This is a genomic window from Streptomyces sp. NBC_00353, assembly GCF_036108815.1.
In the GTDB taxonomy this organism is placed as follows: Bacteria; Actinomycetota; Actinomycetes; order Streptomycetales; family Streptomycetaceae; genus Streptomyces.
In genome coordinates, this window is the sequence record NZ_CP107985.1 from 886,408 (window position 1) to 902,150 (window position 15,743).

The following is a 15,743-nucleotide window of genomic DNA, read 5'->3' on the forward strand; positions in this document are numbered from 1 at the left end:
GATCCGCCGGTTGATCGGGCACGGCATCGTCACACTCCACTGCCCCGGCAGCGAGCACTGCCTGCACTGGTCACGCTACCGACGTACCAGCCGGGCCCGAGCCCACAACGCCACTCCCAACTCCAAGGCCACACAACCCAGATGCTGTTGCAGTATGAGGAGGTCATCTCATATGCGCTGTTGGGTAGCCTGCGGTCGTGGGAATCGGAATGAACACTGAAGGCTGGCTAGCAGACACGCGGACGTCCTACGACACCGTCGCCACCAGCTATGCGGAACAGGTACGCAACCTCCTGGATGAAACGCCTGAGGAGCGTGCGGTCCTGGCGCTGTTCGCCGACCTGGTGCGCACCAGCGGCGGGGGGCCGGTTGCGGACGTGGGATGCGGGCCGGGGAGGGTCACGGCTCACTTGCGTGAACTGGGCGTGGACGCGTTCGGGATCGACCTGTCGCCCGCGATGATCGAGGTGGCGCGGCGTGATCACCCCGGCCTACGGTTCGAGGTCGGTTCCATGACGGACCTCGACCTCGCCGATGCTTCGATGGCTGGTCTGGTGGCCTGGTACTCGCTCATCCACGTCCCCGACGACGAGATCGGCTCGGTCTTGAGGCATTTCCAGCGTGTGTTGCGGCCCGGTGGTCCGCTGCTACTCAGCTTCCACGTCGGTGATGAGTCGCGGCTGAAGACGCAGGGCTATGGCGGCCACCCGATGAAGGTGTACGTCCATCGTCGCCAGCCCTGCCAATTGACCGCATGGCTCAACGATGCCGGCTTCACCGTCGAGGCACACAGAACTCTCAGCTCAGCCGAGAGCACGCTCGGCGGAATCCTTCTCGCGCGTCGCCAGCCTGACACCCGGCAAAGAACCTCATCCGGCAAGAGGTCGCGCGGATAGGCACGCTGGAGGACCTCGGCTGCGGAACGGGCACAAGGCATAGCAAGCATGGAGTTTCGACGCTTTTGCCCGAGCGGCCGGTGTACCACCCGGACAATCCTCTCGGCTGCCACCGCCGGCGCATCGGCGACCGGGCCACCTTCGAGCGGACACCACCCACGCTCTGCTCAGCGAACGCGGCCTGCACGGCCGCATCGCGTCCAACGGGGGGAAGACGCCCTTCAGGCCAGTCGGCGTTGGCACGTCGAACGCACCCACGCCTGGCAGTACGCCTTTCACCGTCTCGCCCGATGCTACGAGCGTCGCATCACCGTCATCGATGCCTTCTTCGACCTCGCCGACACAATCGTCACTGTGCGCAGCCTGATCCGACGGTCCTGGACAACTCACCGCTGAGACGAACGCCCGAACCACCGACCCTGACCACACGTCTACTGTGTCTGCGCGACCTCTTACCGCAGCGCGACGGCCGCGAGCACCCCCCGCGCAGCCGTCCCGTCCGGCCAGGTCCACCCGGCGACAAGACGAACGGACGGCCTCTGAGCAACCTCCGCCGGCCCCAGGACACGGTTGACCTGAACGTCAAACCCGTCGTCAGGCCCAGTTCCGTGCACGGTGACGGTCGGATCAGGAGTGTCGTTCTTGCTCTGATGCTGCGGCATCACCTCGCCGCGCAGGAGCGCGCGCAACTGCGCCATAACCACCGGGTCATGGACGCCATCGTAGATCCACCGGGTACCGAGCACCCCGTGCTCAGACGTGCCGATCAACGCCTCGCCGGGGACGCCCTCCAGCGCCGCACCGCGGTAGCCCATCGGTACCAGATACGCCACCGGCTCCTGCGCGGTGTCGTCCACCACGACCATGAACTCGATCCCGACCGCGCCCTCCGGATCGTCCAGACGGAAACCACCGGCTTTGACCAGTTCCGGCGCTTCTGCCTCGCCCACGTACCAGCTCTGCTTCGGCAGCCAGCCGGTGAGCAGTTCCAGCTTGGTCGGCGTCATTGTGGTGCGATGGATGGTGGCCATGCGAGGTCCCTCACGCGTAGGTCTGGGCCCGTCCTCCAACGGGATGTGATCGAACCTATAGGACACGGCCGTGTTTCCCGAGCGGCAGCGAGTGGCCTCGCAGACCTCCCCGTCGCCGTCCTTGTGGCTTTTGACAGCCACGTCCCCGACCTGTGGGAACTCTGGTTCTCCGATCCCATCCCCGCCAGATCACGGAGGCAGATCAGAGTGCAGGCCAGCTGGAACATGGCCTGCCCCCGGCCGGAGCGCCGGCTGGCGAGCGCTGCCAGAGGCCGTCACCCCTCGGCAGCCCACCCCGGGACCGTCGGCAGCACCTTCTCGGCTACACGAAGCAGCACCGCGTCGTCCGGCACCCCACCGTCCGCGCGCCACAGGACCACCTCGAAGGAGCCGCCGCTGTCCCTTGCATCCCGGGCCACGGTGAGGGCGCGGGCCGGGACGCCGGGACCGCTGTCGGTGTCGCTCCCGTCGAGGCGGAAGCTGATGAAGAACAGTTACGGGTCGTGTCCGCGTGTGCGCGTTGCGGGCGGGGGGCGGGGGGCGGGGGATGGTCAGCAACTGCTTGGCGTTGTTTTGGCCGGAAGCTACGGATGGGGCTTCTCGGTGTGGTCGGTCAAGGCAGGATCTCGATGTACCCGTCGGTTCCGTGCACGCGGATCCGCTGCCCGTCCCGGATCAGCCGGGTGGCCTGCTCCACGCCCACGACGGCCGGCAAGCCGTACTCCCGGGCGATCACTGCGCCATGGGTCATCAGGCCGCCCACCTCCGTCACCAGGCCCGCGATTCCGACGAACAGCGGCGACCAGCTGGGGTCCGTGAAGGTCGTGACCAGGATGTCGCCCGCTTCGAGATCGGCCTCCGCGATGTCAAGGATGACGCGGGCCCTTCCCTCGATGGTCCCGGCGGAAACCGGTAGGCCGATCAGAGCGCCGGCCGGCACATCGTCGCGCCGGTACGCCCCGGTGACGGCCTCACCATCCGATGTGAGCACCCGGGGCGGTGTGAGCGCGTGGTACGACCGGAACGCGTCCTTGCGCTGCTGGATGAGCTGGTTATCCACCTGGTTCGAGCGCACGACGTCGTGGAACTCCTGGAACGTGAGGTAGAAGATGTCCTCCTTCTCAGGAAGCACATTGGCCTGCACGAGGCGCTCGGCCTCCTCCAGCAGGGCCTGCTTGTAGACGAAGGAGCGGCTGACGATGCCGTACTTCGGGTACTCCCGGTACCCGATGAAGGTTCTGACCCGGTCGATCATCCGCTTGGCCTCGTCGGCTTTCTGGTCTCCGTCCGGCAGGGCCCGCAAGCGTGACAGCACGTCCTGTTCCTTCTTCTGTGCCTTCTGCTGTCCCTGCTCGAAGCGCCGCTCGGCGGCGCCCGGCTCGAAGTTCCTGACGTTGTCGAGGATCACGGGCACGAGCGTGGTGGGGCGCTCGCGCCAACGTGGCCTCGTGATGTCGATCTCGCCGACGCAGCGCATGCCGTACCGGTCGAGGTAGGCCTCTATGGCGTCGCGCGCTTCGGTCCCGCCCGCGAGCTTCGCCAGCTCGTCCAGAAAGCCCTCGTCCTCGACGCCCTGCAGGAACGCCACCACCTCCGGCTGCGGGCGGATCACGTCGGCGACGTCGAGCAGCGCCAGTCCCATCTCCGACGTGACGTTGTCGGGGGCGGACAGCGTTAGCGTGTCAGCCGCGTTCTTCTCGCCCAGCCACTCCTGCAGCTTGTCGTTGAGCCACCACGTGGCCTCCATCCCCGCCATGATCGCCTGTAGGTTCAGCGGATCACTGAGGACTCGCTTGTGCTCCTCGAAGGCCTCCAGCAGGAAGTCGAACAGCGCCGGTCCGGTCTTCGTCCGGATGCCGCGCTCCAGGGTGGCGATGGACACCTGGCTGCGCTCGATCAGCTCGGTGACGATGGCCGGATCGACCTCGACCGGGGCGGACGCGCCGCTGGCCGGCGGCCCGCCGGGACTCGTGTCCGGGAGCGACGGGACGAAATCGTCGCGGTCGAGGACGGTCTCCAGAGCGTCCCTGATCAGCGGATCGCCTCTCCCCATGACGTCCAGGAGGCCGGCGCGGCTCGCGGGCGAGGCCAGGCGCCGGGTGACATCGACGAACAGCCTCCCGCCGGCCTCGTGCATCGGCACCATGGCCGTCAGCTGCCACACGGAGAGCCCCAGGGGCTTCATGGGGTCGGTCATCATCTTCCCATGACCAACGGAGACGTAGACGTGATTCTCCTGGTCGCCGGTCTCGGGGATGGGGAACAGCGTCGTGATCGGCCGGCTCTGAACGATCTGGAAGCCATCATCGGCCAGGCACCATTCGATGTCCTGCGGGCGGCCGAAGTGCGCTTCGATCCGCCGTCCGAGCTGCACCAGCCGCACGACCTGCGCATCCGTCAGTGCCGGCTGCTCCTGCCGCTGCGAGTCGATCGCCACTTCCTGCGTACCGCCGGCCGGCAGGGCCTGAACGGCACGTTGTTTGGCGGCGATCGCCTTGGCGACGAGTTCACCGTGTCGCACCTTGAAGACGTCCGGGTTCACCAGGCCGGAGACCAGGGCCTCGCCGAGGCCGAAACCGGCGTCCACGGTGGCGACTTTCCGGTTGCCCGTGACGGGGTCGGCCGTGAACAGGATGCCGGCCGCATGCGGGAAGACCATCTGCTGCACGACCACGGCCATGTGGACCGTACGGTGGTCGATGCCGTTCCCCTGGCGGTAAATCACGGCCCGCTCGGTGAACAACGAGGCCCAGCACCGGCTGACGTGCTGGAGGATCGCCGCCGGCCCCACGACGTTCAAATACGTGTCCTGCTGGCCGGCGAAGGAGGTCGTCGGCAGGTCCTCTGCCGTCGCGCTGGAGCGGACGGCGTAGGCGGCTTGCTCGCCGAGCTGGGCGAGCGCGCGGGTGATCCCCGCCGCGACATCGCCCGGGATGGCAATCCCTTCGATGGTCCGGCGAATCTGCGCGCTGAGCGTGCGGATCGCCTCCCGGTCGTCCGGGTTCAGACGCGACAGCTGATCGAGCCGGTCGTCGATCGACGGCGCTTCCGCCATGATCCGCCGGAAGGCGTCCGTCGTCACGCAGAAGCCGGCCGGCACGCCAACGCCTTCGATCCGCGACAGCGCGCCCAGGTGAGCGCCCTTGCCGCCGACAACCGCGACCTGCGTCTCGTCAACCTCTTGAAGATCCCACACGTACTGCTCGATCACCGCGATACCTCCGAGGCAGTCGTGTCCCGCTGCACTGCACTGGCCGATCGAATCACCGGCGCCTCCAGCTCTGTCGAACCTCTTGTCAGGCACGTCGTCGTCTCTGGCTGCCCTCCGTCAGAAGAGTCGGCCGACCGCTCATCCCGGTCGCGCGGCGCGCACACCCGCACCACCGCCCCGAGCGCTCGCGACCGCACTGCCGGTCCCACCACTGATTCGACGTCACCGCGTCCCCCATACGTCGACAACACACGCACGTCGTGCCCCCCTTTCCGCAGGTTGTGGCCTCGGCCGACGATTTTGCGCCACCACCCGGGTCTTGCCGCAAGCCCCCCAGTGCGCTATACGTTAAGAGTGGCCGGGAGAGAGATCTCTCTGCCTTTGCCTTTTGCCGTCCGCTGGAACTGACAAGCTTCTCGCGAAGCGGCGGCGCGCCGCGTAAAGCAGTACGCGTCGGCGGCCCAGGCGGGTGTCCCATCGGCCTACGAATGCAGCCGCGGAACCAAAAGTCCTGTCCCTTGTCGGCGAGGCCCGAACGCCGTCGAGCGCGTCGCCATCTCCCCGAGGTCGTCGGGCCACGTGAGTGCTGGGCCGCGCTCGCCAAACGGACGCTTGACGGTCGCCGTAGCTCAAATCGGCCGGCACCGAAGTGAACGGCACCACCGGCCGTCTCCCGCCTCATCGACATTTGGCCCCGGCTGGTCCGAAGGCTGAACGCAATCCGGTCAGCACGGGCCGAAGTCCGTGAAGGCGTCTGGAAGTTGGTCGGATTCTCGTCGCCGGACACCGCAGGGCAGGTGATCGTGGATTCGCACGGTACCGACGGCCTGCGGCTCACCGCGTTCGCCACCAACACAACCGGCGTCCCCATCGCCGCACTCGAACTGCGGCGCCGCCAGCGGGCACGCACCGAGGACCGCAGCACCAAGCGATGTGCGGCGTAGAGACGAGAAGGCGACGCCGCACAGGCGAAAGGGGTTTGCCGACTTGGATGTCGCGTGGGTAGCGTCGCCATCTATGCCCCCGACTCTGCGCACCGAGCGACTACTCCTGGAGCCATACATCTCCGAGGACGAAGAGGGCTTCGTCGCTCTGTTCCAGGACACCAGAGTGTCGAAGTGGATGGGTGACGGCACTGCTTCCGAAGCAGCAGACCGGGCCCTGTTCGGGCGCATCTTCACGAAGGTCTATGCCCAGGACCTGTTCGATGTCTGGGCAGTTCGTCGCGACGGGCTCCTGGTCGGGCATGCCGAGATCAAGCCGAACGACGTCGTCGGAGGCCACGAGATCATCTATGCTCTGGCGCCGACGGCATGGGGGGCCGGCCTGGGGACCGAGTTGGCCGAGGCGATCGTCACCTATGGCTTCGACGCCCTCAAACTGACCAGGGTGTACGCCACTGTGGACCCAGCGAACGTGGCCTCACTGGCCCTGCTGGACGGAATCGGTTTCGAGCATGTCCGGGACATAAAAGAGGATGACGGCAGCACCACCCACGTGTTGGCCCGCCGTCTGACTGAAACAGCGTTTGAGATCTCGCATTGTGACTGAGCGCTCCAGTTGGCCCGCTTGCCAACTGAATTGCTCAGTAGTCGATCCGGTGAGAGCCGGTCGGCATCATCACTGCGTGGACGCCCAATCTGACGAAGCTCGGGCCACTTCCACGTCGTACTGATCGGCGTCGAAGTGAAATGTCCGGGGCCGCGCTTCGCTGCCGGGCACCTGCCAGTCGGACCACTCCACAATGCACCCCTGCCGCTGCACGAACACCGAGAGGAAGCCGCAACATCCGCCCGTGCACGCGGGCTCCCCCAACACGACGCCTCGCCGCTCTCCGGTCGCCCACAGCCGGCTGCGACCGTTGGCGGGCAGAGCCTCTTCCGCAAACGGGCCACGGCCTCCCTCGCCGACAGCCTCTGCCACCACATCCTCGCCATCGATCCACAACTGCAACTGGGCAGCCCACCGGATTTTTGGTGGCAACACCCTGACCTCAAGCCGGTTGAACATCCGTTCACCCTATGGGAGGGCCAGCCGCCGCAGGCCAACTCGGACTCTCGGTCGGACCAACCCGCTCGCTCACGGGCCAACTGCAGCGCTCAGTCACACGCATTTACGAGAGAATCGCCTCGTGACTGTATCTATCGACCGTAGTCGGTCCCTCGAGGAGCTTGAGCGTGATCGCTGGCAGGCGCCCCCACCCGACGCCACCCGTCTCATTGCGACGGCGCATGCCTTGCGGAGCCGGCCGGTCGGGGCTCTGACCGTTGAGGACCTGCGCCTGCTGATCGGGCAGGGCATTGGGCTGCCCGTGCTTCTTCCGCTCGCGGTGGAGGTGCTTCGTGACAACCCGCTGGCCGAAGGCCACATGTACGAGGGCGACCTGCTGCGCGCGGTCCTGACCAGGCCCTCAGCGGTCTGGAGCGCTCATCCGGAGCTTGCAAGGCAACTGACCTTCATCGTCGGCAGCCTCTCCGACCTCTCGCCAGAGCTGCGAAGCGAGGTCGAGCGGTTCGTAGGCGCCGTCCAGAATTCCTGACGCGTTGCAGTGCCTGTCGTCTACTACGGGGCTGTCCACCGAGGGCGCCGTGGCCCTGGCCGTTCGGCCGGGCAACCTCGGGTTACTGATCGTTTCAGAATGAGGTTCTGAGTAGTCTCAAGCAGATGATGCTGCAGGCGAGTTGGAGCAGGCCTTGGTGGAGGTCGGCGCGTACCTCGTAGCGGATGCGCAGACGCTTGAACTGGTGGAGCCAGGCGAAGGTCCGCTCGACCACCCAGCGGGTCTTGCCCAGGCCCGAGCCGTGGGCGACGCCGCGACGGGCGATGAGCGGCTTGATCCCGCGCTTCCACAGCAGGCGGCGATACTTGTCGAAGTCGTAGCCCCGGTCGGCAAAATAGCCTTCGTGGCCGTGTGCGCGGGCGTCCGCGCAGGCCCCGGATCGGTGGGATCGCGTCAAGGAGCGGCAGGAGCTGTGTGACGTCGTGACGGTTGCCGCCGGTCAGCGTGACGGCGAGCGGGGTGCCGTGCCGGTCGACGATCAGGTGGTGCTTGCTGCCCGACCTACCCCGGTCGACCGGCGAAGGGCCGATGTGAGCCCCCCTTTCAACGCCCTGACGTGCGAACCGTCAATCGCGGCGTCGTCCATGTCCGGCAGGTCGGCCTCCCGCAGCTCGGCGAGGAGGACCTCGTGCAAGCGGGGCCAGACGCCGGCCTCAGTCCAGTCCCGGAGCCGACGCCACGCGGTCACCCCTGAACAGCCAACGACCTGGATGGGCACATCGCGCCAGGCCACTCCCTTACGGAGCACGTAGACGATGCCAGCCAGTGCGGCGCGGTCCGATACCGGCAGTCGTCCGGGGTGGTGATGGCGTCGGGCAGGCCGGGCTGGGAGAAGCGGAGCTATGCGCTCCCAGAGATCATCGGGAACAAGGTCGGAAAACACGTTGGAGAGTCTGCCCGACGCGTTGTCAGAAATTGCCCGGGATGCCGGCGTCGATGGGACTGGCAGCAGCGGCCGGTCGAATTCAGCGCCAGCCACCGTGGCGAGGCTCCACGTGCTCGCCGAACGGTGGGTCGAACGCCTGCCCGTCGTCGTCGGTCACGACGTAGTCCGGTTCGGTCTTCGAGGCGGCTGCTTGCAACCGGATGACGAGGTCGGTGACCGGCACGATACGCAGTGACAGGGCTGTGGCCACCCGGGCAGCTTCGTTGTCGATGTCCGGGTTGTACTTGTCGCGGGACCGTTCAAGGTGTTGAGCGGAGATCTGCATGACCTTCACATCGCCGCCGCCCGAGAATGAGAGGCAGTCCTGCCACTCCAGCCCGATGATGATCTCCAGCGCGTCCGCCAGGTCATCAGCGAGCAGACCGCCTTCTCCTTCGGAACTCGCGAACACCACCGGCCGGCGACCGTTCTGCTCGGAACACAGGAAGTACGCCCCACCAGCGGACTCCCCGGCGATCACCTCCAGCGGCGCACCCGAGGCAAGCCTCAAGCCATCGCCATAGTGCTTCCGGTGGATGTCGAAGCCGAACGATGACCGCAGCAGCAGATCGATCTCCGGGGTGGCCTGGATCAGGTCAAGCAGACGATCACTTGAGATCATGGCACGGACAATAGCGAGTGCCGCTGACGTGTCAGTGGCAGGGTGAACAGCCGCCCGTGTCCGGCGGTGGCGCGACCCCGTGGATGGAGCACTCCAGGCTCAAGCCACACGACTCATTCTGAAACGATCAGTTAGGGCGGACCATGATGCCGATCATCGCCCATCGGATCATGGTCTCGGACCGGGCGGGATCGGTCTCGTAGTCACGGCAAGCCGCCGGTGCGGGGTCATCCAGGCGAACGTCCGCTCAGCGGCCCAGCGCTTGGGCTGGACTTGAAGGCCTCGCTGGTCAGGCCCTTTACGGACGATCTCCAGGTCGCGGCCGAGGATCGAAGCGCTCCAATCGACCAGCCTGCCGACGAAGCCTTGGTCCGTCCAGACCTTCTGGATGCTCGGACGTACCGCGGCGGGGTATCTCATCCCTCCTGCTCATCACGTAGGTACTGGGCCCTGGCCTGCTCCATATGGCTCTGCTGATCATTCCTGACTGAGGTGGTTCAACCAGCGCTGGAGCCGACGGGAACACAGCCGATTGGAGGACCGATCACCCCTCCAGCACAGCATCACATTGAGCACAGACCAGCCGGGCGTACTCTGCCGTGTACCACGAGGACCCGGGATCCGTGAGCCTACTGGGAGATGGCTCCATGGCGAAGGTGTCCTTACCGCAGAGGGTGCGCGGCCCTGGGGTCGTGGTGGACCCAGGGGCTGCGGGCGCCGCGTGCACGCAGCGGACGGGCCGCCCCTCAACCAGTGATGCACCGGTGAAGGATCGCGCTGCACTTGGCTGATCGAGCTCATACATCACGAAGATCTCGCTCATGTCCCGACGGTAGGCCGATACAGCGCATCATGCAGTGGAGACGTGACCGTGATGGTGAAGCCGGCGACCCGGTTATGAACCGTGAGCACACGGTTTGACGTCGCAGCGGCGAGGTGTCCGCGTCGGGGCTTACGCTGACCGCATGATCATCGGTGGACACGTCATCATTTACAGCCGTGACGCGGAAGCGGACCGGGCCTTCTTCCGGGATGTGTTGGAGTATCCGCATGTCGATGCGGGAGGCGGCTGGCTGATCTTCAAGCTTCCGCCGACCGAGATCGCCGTGCATCCCACGGACGGTCCGGAGACGCAGGAGCTCTACCTGATGTGCGACGACATCAGTGCAACGGTGAAGAACCTGGCCGCGAAGGGAGTGGAGTTCACCCAGGCAGTCACCGATGCGCGCTGGGGGCGGCTGACCAGGTTCCGCCTGCCGGGCGGCGGCGAGGTGGGCATGTACGAGCCCCGCCACGAGCGAGCTACCGATCTCTGAAGCATCCCAGCACCGGGAATTCGTGGAAGATTGGATCACCGACGGCGGATCAGTCACCGGATCGCCCATCCGATCAGAGCCGCTAAGACCTGTCCCATAACTGCTGGTCACAGGCAAGATGATCTTGACGTGTCCGGTGTGATCGCGGTCTCGGAGCCGTCCCGGGCAGCCCAGTACACCGCGCTGTGCCCGAGGGCTGCGAGCAATTGTCAAAGCCTGTGGATGGCCGCTCCCCGGGTCCGGTGATCAGAATTGGGTCGCCCATGGGCGGTGAGTCGCCGTAGCGTCCACCTATGGATTGGAGCGCCTGGCACGATCAGTACGAGGTGGCCGACTCGTGGATGGCACGACGGTTGCAGACGGTTCAAGCGCAGGTTCGCGCTGCCCTGTCTGATGCCCCGGCTGGCGGGTTGAAGGTGATCAGCCTCTGTGCTGGGGAAGGCCGCGACCTTCTGGATGTTCTGGTCGGGCACCCCCGCCGCAACGACGTACGGGCAAGGCTCGTCGAGCTGGACCCGCGAAACACTGCGACCGCTATGGAATGGGCTGACCGGGCAGGCTTGCGGCAGGTTGAGGTGGTGACCGGCGACGCCTCCCTCATCGATCATTACGAGGACACGGCCCCTGCGGATCTCGTCCTCGTCTGCGGCGTTTTCGGCAACATCACCGACGCCGATATCGAGCGCACCATCGCGGCCTGTAGCCAGCTGTGCAAGACCGGCGGCGTCGTCATCTGGACCCGACACCGCGCCGCGCCCGACCGGGTCCCGCTGATCTGCGAATGGTTCGAAGCGCACGACTTCGAACCGCGGTGGCTGTCGGCACCGGACGCCGGCTTCGGGGTCGGTAAGCACCGGTTCGTCGGCACGCCTCAGCCCCTACGCCGCGGCACCCGCTTGTTCGAGTTCATCGGCTACGACGTGCTCCGCCTGACCGTGGCAGAGGAATCCCTCGGCCACAACGAGCCCACGCCGCACGATCAACGCAGGCTGTAGCCGGACGGGGCGTGCTCAGCCCGGCGGTCCTGGGCGGACTCAACGAGCTTGAGCACCATCGCGAGACCGTCGACCGCGACGCGGACCGCGAGGTCGCCTACCGCCGGGCATGGCGATGCGTCAGGTTCAGGCCCACTGTTCGGTCCGGGTCACAGCGACGCCGAACCGAACGGTTATTGAAGGGTCGGGAGCCATGGGCATCTATGTCGGGGTCAGAGGCCGGCTTCAGTGCGACGCACCGCAGTTGGCCCAGGTCAGAGAGATCGTCCGTTCCGACACCGACCGCGCATACAGCGGAGCCTGGAGTTTCCCGGAACAGCATTACAACTGGACCCACTACGTCTTCTACGGCGCAGACATCCGCGAGAGCGGCGTGGACGCGCTGCTGGAACAACTACAGGTCATAGCGAGGATCCCGCCCTCCGACGAGGACAACGACCTGGTCACCGGTCTCTTCTTGGCCAGCCACGAAACCACAGGCCTGAACGAGTGGCAGATCCGTGAAGGCGGCATTCACATCGCCCGCGCCAGCGACGATTATCGATATCTCGACCAGTAGGACATGGCCACCTCGCAACCCTGCGGTTCAAAAGCTGGCCAGCCACGAACCGAGGCCGGAGCTGCTGGGCTCCGGCCTCAGCCGTTTCCACCCGGCCAGGTGTCGGCGTACTCGCAAGAGGGCACAGCCGGGGCGGATGGACGTGCCCACTCCGGTGTACGGCACAACGCGGAACCTTTTCGGGAGAAGCCCGACCGGTGCATGGGCCCTCCCTCCTACGGCAATTCCCGTGAACGGGGGTCCGCCGGGGAGTCGGGCGTGGTGCTCAGGGGCAGGAGCTGGGGGCGTTTTGCGGTGCGGCCGTCGCCGGAGGACTGGCCGCGCAGACGGCGTGCGAGCCAGGGGCCGAGGAATGTGGCCGCCCAGCGCAGTTCGGCTGCTGCGGCTTGCCAGCCGGCAGGGACCGCCTGTGCAGGCAGCGGGAGCGTCCAGGCGTCGTCGCTTCCGGGGAGGTGAATGGCGTGGGCGACGGCTGCGGCGATCCGCTCGTGGCCCAGGGGGCTCGCGTGGAGTCGGTCAGCGCTCCACAGCCGTGGGTCGGTGGTGACGGCGTGCCCGGCGGTTTCGGCGACCGTGACCCCGTGCCGGGCGGCCGCAGCGCGGATGCGGGCGTTGAGGTCGAACACGCGGGACCTGACTGGCCGGGCAAGTGGCGCGATCTTCCCGACATCGGGGAAGGTGAGAGTCACTACATGGGTCCCGGTGTCTGTGAGCGCGGTGAACACTTCTTCCAGATGCCCGGCCACCTCCGCGGCGTTGAACCGGGGCCGGAGCAGGTCGTTGACCCCGGCAACGACGGTGGCCAGGTCGGGGCGCAGGGCCAGGGCGGGCCCCAGCTGTTCGGCGCGGACCTGGCCGGCGACACGTCCTCGTACGGCCAGATTGGCGTACTTGAGAGAGGGGTTGACCGCCGCGAGGTGCTCGGCGAGTCGATCGGCCCAGCCCCGTAGGCCGACGGTGTCGTCGCCGTCGCCGAGTCCTTCGGTCTGGCTGTCACCCAGAGCGACGTAGCGCAGGTATTCACCGTTGTTCATGGGTCGTCACCCTTTCCCGCAGTACGGCCGAGATCCGCAGGCACCAGTCCCGGTTGCCCTGTTCAAAGGCCAGGCCGCGCAGGCAGGTCAGGTACGGCCCGATCCGCTCGCCTCGACGTAGGAACTCTTCCTCGTCCGCATCGCCGCGCATCTGCCGCAGCAGCTTGCCGAAGAGCTCGATTCTGGCCTCGGCTGCGGACGCTCGCTCTTCGAGCTGCTCGATCACCGGCGCGGTACCGATGCGGTCGGCGGCCTGGACCTTGACGAGCAGGTCGTCGCGGATGAACGAGGGCTTCGATACGGATGCGGCAAATTTTTCAAGCTCGGCGAGACCGGCGTCGGTGACCCGGAACAGACGTTTGTTGGGCCGGGTTTCCTGGACCACCTGCCGACCTGCGACCAGCCCATCCTTCTCCAGCTTGGTCAGCTCGGCGTACAGCTGCTGAGGCAGGGCGTACCAGAAGTTCGCGACGCCGACGTCGAACGCCTTGGCCAGTTGGTATCCGCTGTATTCGCCGTCCAGCAGCGCCGCCAGTACGGCATGTCGCAAGGCCATCGAAGGCACCCCTTCCCTTTCCTCGTCCGCCACTGCATCATACTCAAGAAAGTGACTAGTCAGATTCTTGAGTATCAGGAGGGGTCATGGAGACTGCTGAACGCTTCCGCACCGTCGTGGAGAAGCGTGATCTAGCAGCGCTGGAGGGCCTGTTCACCGAGGACATCCGCCTCTACAGCCCGGTGAAGTTCACTCCCTTCGAGGGCAAGCCCATGGTGCTGGGGCTCTTCGGCGTGCTCCTGCGCACCTTCGAGGACTTCCGCTACATCGGACATTTCGAGGGCGCGGCCGAAACCAGCACCGACGGCGAAGAGGCTCCGTCGGTGATCCTCCTGTTCCGGGCCACCGTGCACGGCAAGCAGATCCACGGCATCGACCTGCTCCAGTTCGACGAGACGGGCCGGATCAAGGAGTTCACCGTGATGGTCCGCCCACAGTCCGCGGTGCACGCCCTGGGTGAGGCGGTACTTGCCGGCCTGGTCGCCGACGGCCTAATACCCCAGTCCGACGGGCGCTGAAGGGGCGCACGCGGGGGACGGCTGGCTCCGGACCTTGGCGGAAAGCGAAGCCTCACCGCCACTCCAGTGCGAAGACCCTTGTGGTCGAGGTCGTCGACCTTCCAGCGACGTCGGCGATAGGAGCGGCCAGCCGTCGGTGCGCACTGACAAAGGCGTGGCGCGACAGAAGCGCTCGGCTGCCTCGGTAACACACAGCGCATCGGCAACCAGTCGCGCGCCGAAGCCGGGTGGGCTGGAAGCAAAGGCAGGATGCTCCGGATTCGCCGGCTGTCGCGGGTGTCATGAGCTCGGGCGACGCACCCGGGCCTACGCAGGGACGGCTGCCGATGCCTGATGCCGCACGTCTCCTTCCGGCCTGCTTGGTCCACGGGGTGAGCCGGCCCTGGCCGCTTGAGCGCGGCATCCGAGAGGTGAGGTGGCCACAGCTGCCTCACGCTCTCGCTCAAGCCGGTGGGCGGCGGTTCTGTCGGCGGAGCCAACACGCGTCAGGGCGGCCTCGCACTCGCCCGCGTTCGTTCCCGTGCACGAGGTACTGCAGCTCCAGGAGAGCCAAGTCGCGCATGCGCCGCTCGGGGACAGGTCGATCACACCCCGGCCGTCCAGCAGGCCAAGCACCCTTTCGAGAGACGCCCGTTCCCGTCAGCAGGTGGTCGATCCTGGATTGCCGCAGCCGGCGGATTCGGTCCGAACAGCGCCCCCTTGTGGCCCGGACGCCGACGGTCTCGAGCGCACCGGAACCGGTCCGGCTCTCCCCCGGCGCCGGGCGCGTCGAGGATGACGCAGTGGAGCCGGGCCCACAGGCGGGCCCGGCTCCACTGGGCGAAACGGCGGTGGACGGCGGGCCGGCATGGACCGAATACCGGCGGGATTGCCGTCATGCGCGGCCCATGCGGGCCATGAAGACACGCCCCTTGCCCACCGGCGAAATGGCGTCGGCTCGCGAGGGAGCATGGGCCCCATCCGAATGGCATCGCATTCCCAGCCACCCATGACGGGGGACCCCGTAACTATCCTTTCGCACCGGCCCTGCCGGGGCCCATTTCAGCGCTTGAAGGCGTCCTTCGCCTTCTCCTTCGCTTGACGAATGTCACCCTTAGCCTTTTCGGCGCGACCCTTAGTCGTCAAACCCTCGTTGCCTACCGCACGGCCGGCGGTCTCCTCCACCTTGCCCTTGGCCTGTTCCACCTTGGCCTTGGCCTTCTCATCCTTGGCCACGACACTCACATCCCGCTTCTCACTCGATGGATAACTTCCACCTCAACCGTAAATGGCTCTGTAAACGCAATCTACCGACCGGTCGGACCGAAACGGGATTATGTGAAGTCTGGATGAGATTGAACGTCCTCAGGAATGGCCAGCGGGCACGGATTTACCTGCGGGTTCTCGGTCTTCGGCTACGAGTTCCACCGCGATGCTCTTCTCGGGCTCCCACTACTGATCGGTACGCTCGCCAACCGCGACCGAGTCGCGTGGCAACACGCCCGGTGTCGACGAGGAGCGCCATGATCAGATCTTCACCC

General features: G+C 66.5%; 16 protein-coding genes and 2 pseudogenes. 9 read left to right on the forward strand and 9 right to left on the reverse strand.

Annotated elements, in window-relative coordinates:
- Positions 1-209 precede the first annotated feature (209 nt).
- Together OHA88_RS04240 and OHA88_RS04245 are read left to right on the forward strand one after the other, a co-directional pair.
- Positions 210-896 carry a class I SAM-dependent DNA methyltransferase gene (locus tag OHA88_RS04240; protein ID WP_328629587.1) on the forward strand — a complete coding sequence of 229 codons (687 nt, stop codon included), beginning with the start codon at positions 210-212 and terminating at the stop codon, positions 894-896.
- A 154-nt stretch (positions 897-1,050) separates the two neighbouring features.
- Positions 1,051-1,292 (forward strand): annotated as a pseudogene (locus OHA88_RS04245) (IS5/IS1182 family transposase); the annotation flags it as partial.
- 56 nt (positions 1,293-1,348) lie between these two features.
- On the opposite strand, the gene OHA88_RS04250 reads toward OHA88_RS04245, so the two are convergent.
- The 3 genes from OHA88_RS04250 to rph all read right to left on the reverse strand — a co-directional run bounded on the left by OHA88_RS04250 (position 1,349) and on the right by rph (position 5,138).
- The gene (locus tag OHA88_RS04250; RefSeq protein ID WP_328624278.1) at positions 1,349-1,927 is read right to left on the reverse strand and encodes a maltokinase N-terminal cap-like domain-containing protein; all 579 of its coding nucleotides are present in this window, start codon (positions 1,925-1,927) and stop codon (positions 1,349-1,351) included.
- Between the two features lie 275 nt (positions 1,928-2,202).
- A complete protein-coding gene (locus OHA88_RS04255; protein WP_328624279.1) occupies positions 2,203-2,346 on the reverse strand; it encodes a hypothetical protein in 144 nt (47 codons plus the stop codon).
- Positions 2,347-2,540: 194 nt separating this feature from the next.
- Complete coding sequence (gene rph / locus OHA88_RS04260; protein ID WP_328624280.1) at positions 2,541-5,138, reverse strand: rifamycin-inactivating phosphotransferase; 2,598 nt, start codon at positions 5,136-5,138, stop codon at positions 2,541-2,543.
- A gap of 803 nt (positions 5,139-5,941) precedes the next feature.
- Between rph and OHA88_RS04265 the strand changes: the two genes are divergently transcribed.
- Both OHA88_RS04265 and OHA88_RS04270 read left to right on the forward strand, forming a co-directional pair.
- The gene (locus OHA88_RS04265) at positions 5,942-6,082 is read left to right on the forward strand and encodes a hypothetical protein (protein ID WP_328629955.1); all 141 of its coding nucleotides are present in this window, start codon (positions 5,942-5,944) and stop codon (positions 6,080-6,082) included.
- A gap of 73 nt (positions 6,083-6,155) precedes the next feature.
- The gene (locus tag OHA88_RS04270; RefSeq protein ID WP_328624281.1) at positions 6,156-6,689 is read left to right on the forward strand and encodes a GNAT family N-acetyltransferase; all 534 of its coding nucleotides are present in this window, start codon (positions 6,156-6,158) and stop codon (positions 6,687-6,689) included.
- A gap of 69 nt (positions 6,690-6,758) precedes the next feature.
- On the opposite strand, the gene OHA88_RS04275 is transcribed toward OHA88_RS04270, so the two are convergent.
- Entirely contained in the window at positions 6,759-7,148 is a 390-nt protein-coding gene (locus OHA88_RS04275; protein ID WP_328624282.1) for a hypothetical protein, read from the reverse strand.
- A gap of 121 nt (positions 7,149-7,269) precedes the next feature.
- On the opposite strand from OHA88_RS04275, the gene OHA88_RS04280 reads away from it, so the two are divergent.
- Positions 7,270-7,677 (forward strand): contact-dependent growth inhibition system immunity protein, encoded by a 408-nt coding sequence (locus tag OHA88_RS04280; protein WP_328624283.1) that lies wholly within the window; start codon positions 7,270-7,272, stop codon positions 7,675-7,677.
- A gap of 94 nt (positions 7,678-7,771) precedes the next feature.
- Here OHA88_RS04280 and OHA88_RS04285 read toward each other — a convergent pair.
- A pseudogene (locus OHA88_RS04285) lies at positions 7,772-8,581 on the reverse strand (IS5 family transposase).
- 82 nt (positions 8,582-8,663) lie between these two features.
- A complete protein-coding gene (locus OHA88_RS04290) occupies positions 8,664-9,245 on the reverse strand; it encodes a hypothetical protein (protein ID WP_328624284.1) in 582 nt (193 codons plus the stop codon).
- Positions 9,246-10,210: 965 nt separating this feature from the next.
- Between OHA88_RS04290 and OHA88_RS04295 the strand changes: the two genes are divergently transcribed.
- The 3 genes from OHA88_RS04295 (at position 10,211) to OHA88_RS04305 (ending at position 12,115) form a co-directional block, all read left to right on the forward strand.
- Positions 10,211-10,561, forward strand: a complete 351-nt coding sequence (locus OHA88_RS04295) for a VOC family protein (RefSeq protein WP_326608044.1) — start codon at positions 10,211-10,213, stop codon at positions 10,559-10,561.
- 293 nt (positions 10,562-10,854) lie between these two features.
- Positions 10,855-11,556 (forward strand): class I SAM-dependent methyltransferase, encoded by a 702-nt coding sequence (locus OHA88_RS04300; RefSeq protein ID WP_328624285.1) that lies wholly within the window; start codon positions 10,855-10,857, stop codon positions 11,554-11,556.
- Positions 11,557-11,749: 193 nt separating this feature from the next.
- Positions 11,750-12,115 carry a hypothetical protein gene (locus OHA88_RS04305; RefSeq protein ID WP_328624286.1) on the forward strand — a complete coding sequence of 122 codons (366 nt, stop codon included), beginning with the start codon at positions 11,750-11,752 and terminating at the stop codon, positions 12,113-12,115.
- Between the two features lie 215 nt (positions 12,116-12,330).
- Here OHA88_RS04305 and OHA88_RS04310 read toward each other — a convergent pair whose 3' ends face one another.
- Both OHA88_RS04310 and OHA88_RS04315 read right to left on the reverse strand, forming a co-directional pair.
- Positions 12,331-13,149, reverse strand: coding sequence for an SGNH/GDSL hydrolase family protein (locus OHA88_RS04310; protein ID WP_328624287.1), 819 nt, complete (start codon positions 13,147-13,149; stop codon positions 12,331-12,333).
- On the reverse strand, positions 13,136-13,705 hold the full coding sequence (locus OHA88_RS04315) for a PadR family transcriptional regulator (protein WP_328629588.1): 570 nt from the start codon (positions 13,703-13,705) through the stop codon (positions 13,136-13,138). The genes OHA88_RS04310 and OHA88_RS04315 overlap by 14 nt, the downstream gene beginning before the upstream one ends.
- Before the next feature lie 86 nt (positions 13,706-13,791).
- Between OHA88_RS04315 and OHA88_RS04320 the strand changes: the two genes are divergently transcribed.
- Positions 13,792-14,223, forward strand: coding sequence for a nuclear transport factor 2 family protein (locus tag OHA88_RS04320; protein ID WP_328624288.1), 432 nt, complete (start codon positions 13,792-13,794; stop codon positions 14,221-14,223).
- A gap of 1,041 nt (positions 14,224-15,264) precedes the next feature.
- Here the strand turns inward: OHA88_RS04320 and OHA88_RS04325 are convergent.
- Complete coding sequence (locus OHA88_RS04325) at positions 15,265-15,438, reverse strand: CsbD family protein (RefSeq protein WP_267009547.1); 174 nt, start codon at positions 15,436-15,438, stop codon at positions 15,265-15,267.
- Positions 15,439-15,743 lie beyond the last annotated feature (305 nt).

Excerpts from the sequence above, each read along its gene's own strand:
- OHA88_RS04240 (WP_328629587.1), top strand. The coding sequence starts at position 210 with ATGAACACTGAAGGCTGGCTAGCAGACACGCGGACGTCCTACGACACC.
- OHA88_RS04250 (WP_328624278.1), bottom strand. The coding sequence starts at position 1,927 with ATGGCCACCATCCATCGCACCACAATGACGCCGACCAAGCTGGAACTG.
- OHA88_RS04270 (WP_328624281.1), top strand. The coding sequence starts at position 6,156 with ATGCCCCCGACTCTGCGCACCGAGCGACTACTCCTGGAGCCATACATC.
- OHA88_RS04275 (WP_328624282.1), bottom strand. The coding sequence starts at position 7,148 with ATGTTCAACCGGCTTGAGGTCAGGGTGTTGCCACCAAAAATCCGGTGG.
- OHA88_RS04290 (WP_328624284.1), bottom strand. The coding sequence starts at position 9,245 with ATGATCTCAAGTGATCGTCTGCTTGACCTGATCCAGGCCACCCCGGAG.
- OHA88_RS04295 (WP_326608044.1), top strand. The coding sequence starts at position 10,211 with ATGATCATCGGTGGACACGTCATCATTTACAGCCGTGACGCGGAAGCG.
- OHA88_RS04300 (WP_328624285.1), top strand. The coding sequence starts at position 10,855 with ATGGATTGGAGCGCCTGGCACGATCAGTACGAGGTGGCCGACTCGTGG.
- OHA88_RS04305 (WP_328624286.1), top strand. The coding sequence starts at position 11,750 with ATGGGCATCTATGTCGGGGTCAGAGGCCGGCTTCAGTGCGACGCACCG.
- OHA88_RS04310 (WP_328624287.1), bottom strand. The coding sequence starts at position 13,149 with ATGAACAACGGTGAATACCTGCGCTACGTCGCTCTGGGTGACAGCCAG.
- OHA88_RS04315 (WP_328629588.1), bottom strand. The coding sequence starts at position 13,705 with ATGGCCTTGCGACATGCCGTACTGGCGGCGCTGCTGGACGGCGAATAC.
- OHA88_RS04320 (WP_328624288.1), top strand. The coding sequence starts at position 13,792 with ATGGAGACTGCTGAACGCTTCCGCACCGTCGTGGAGAAGCGTGATCTA.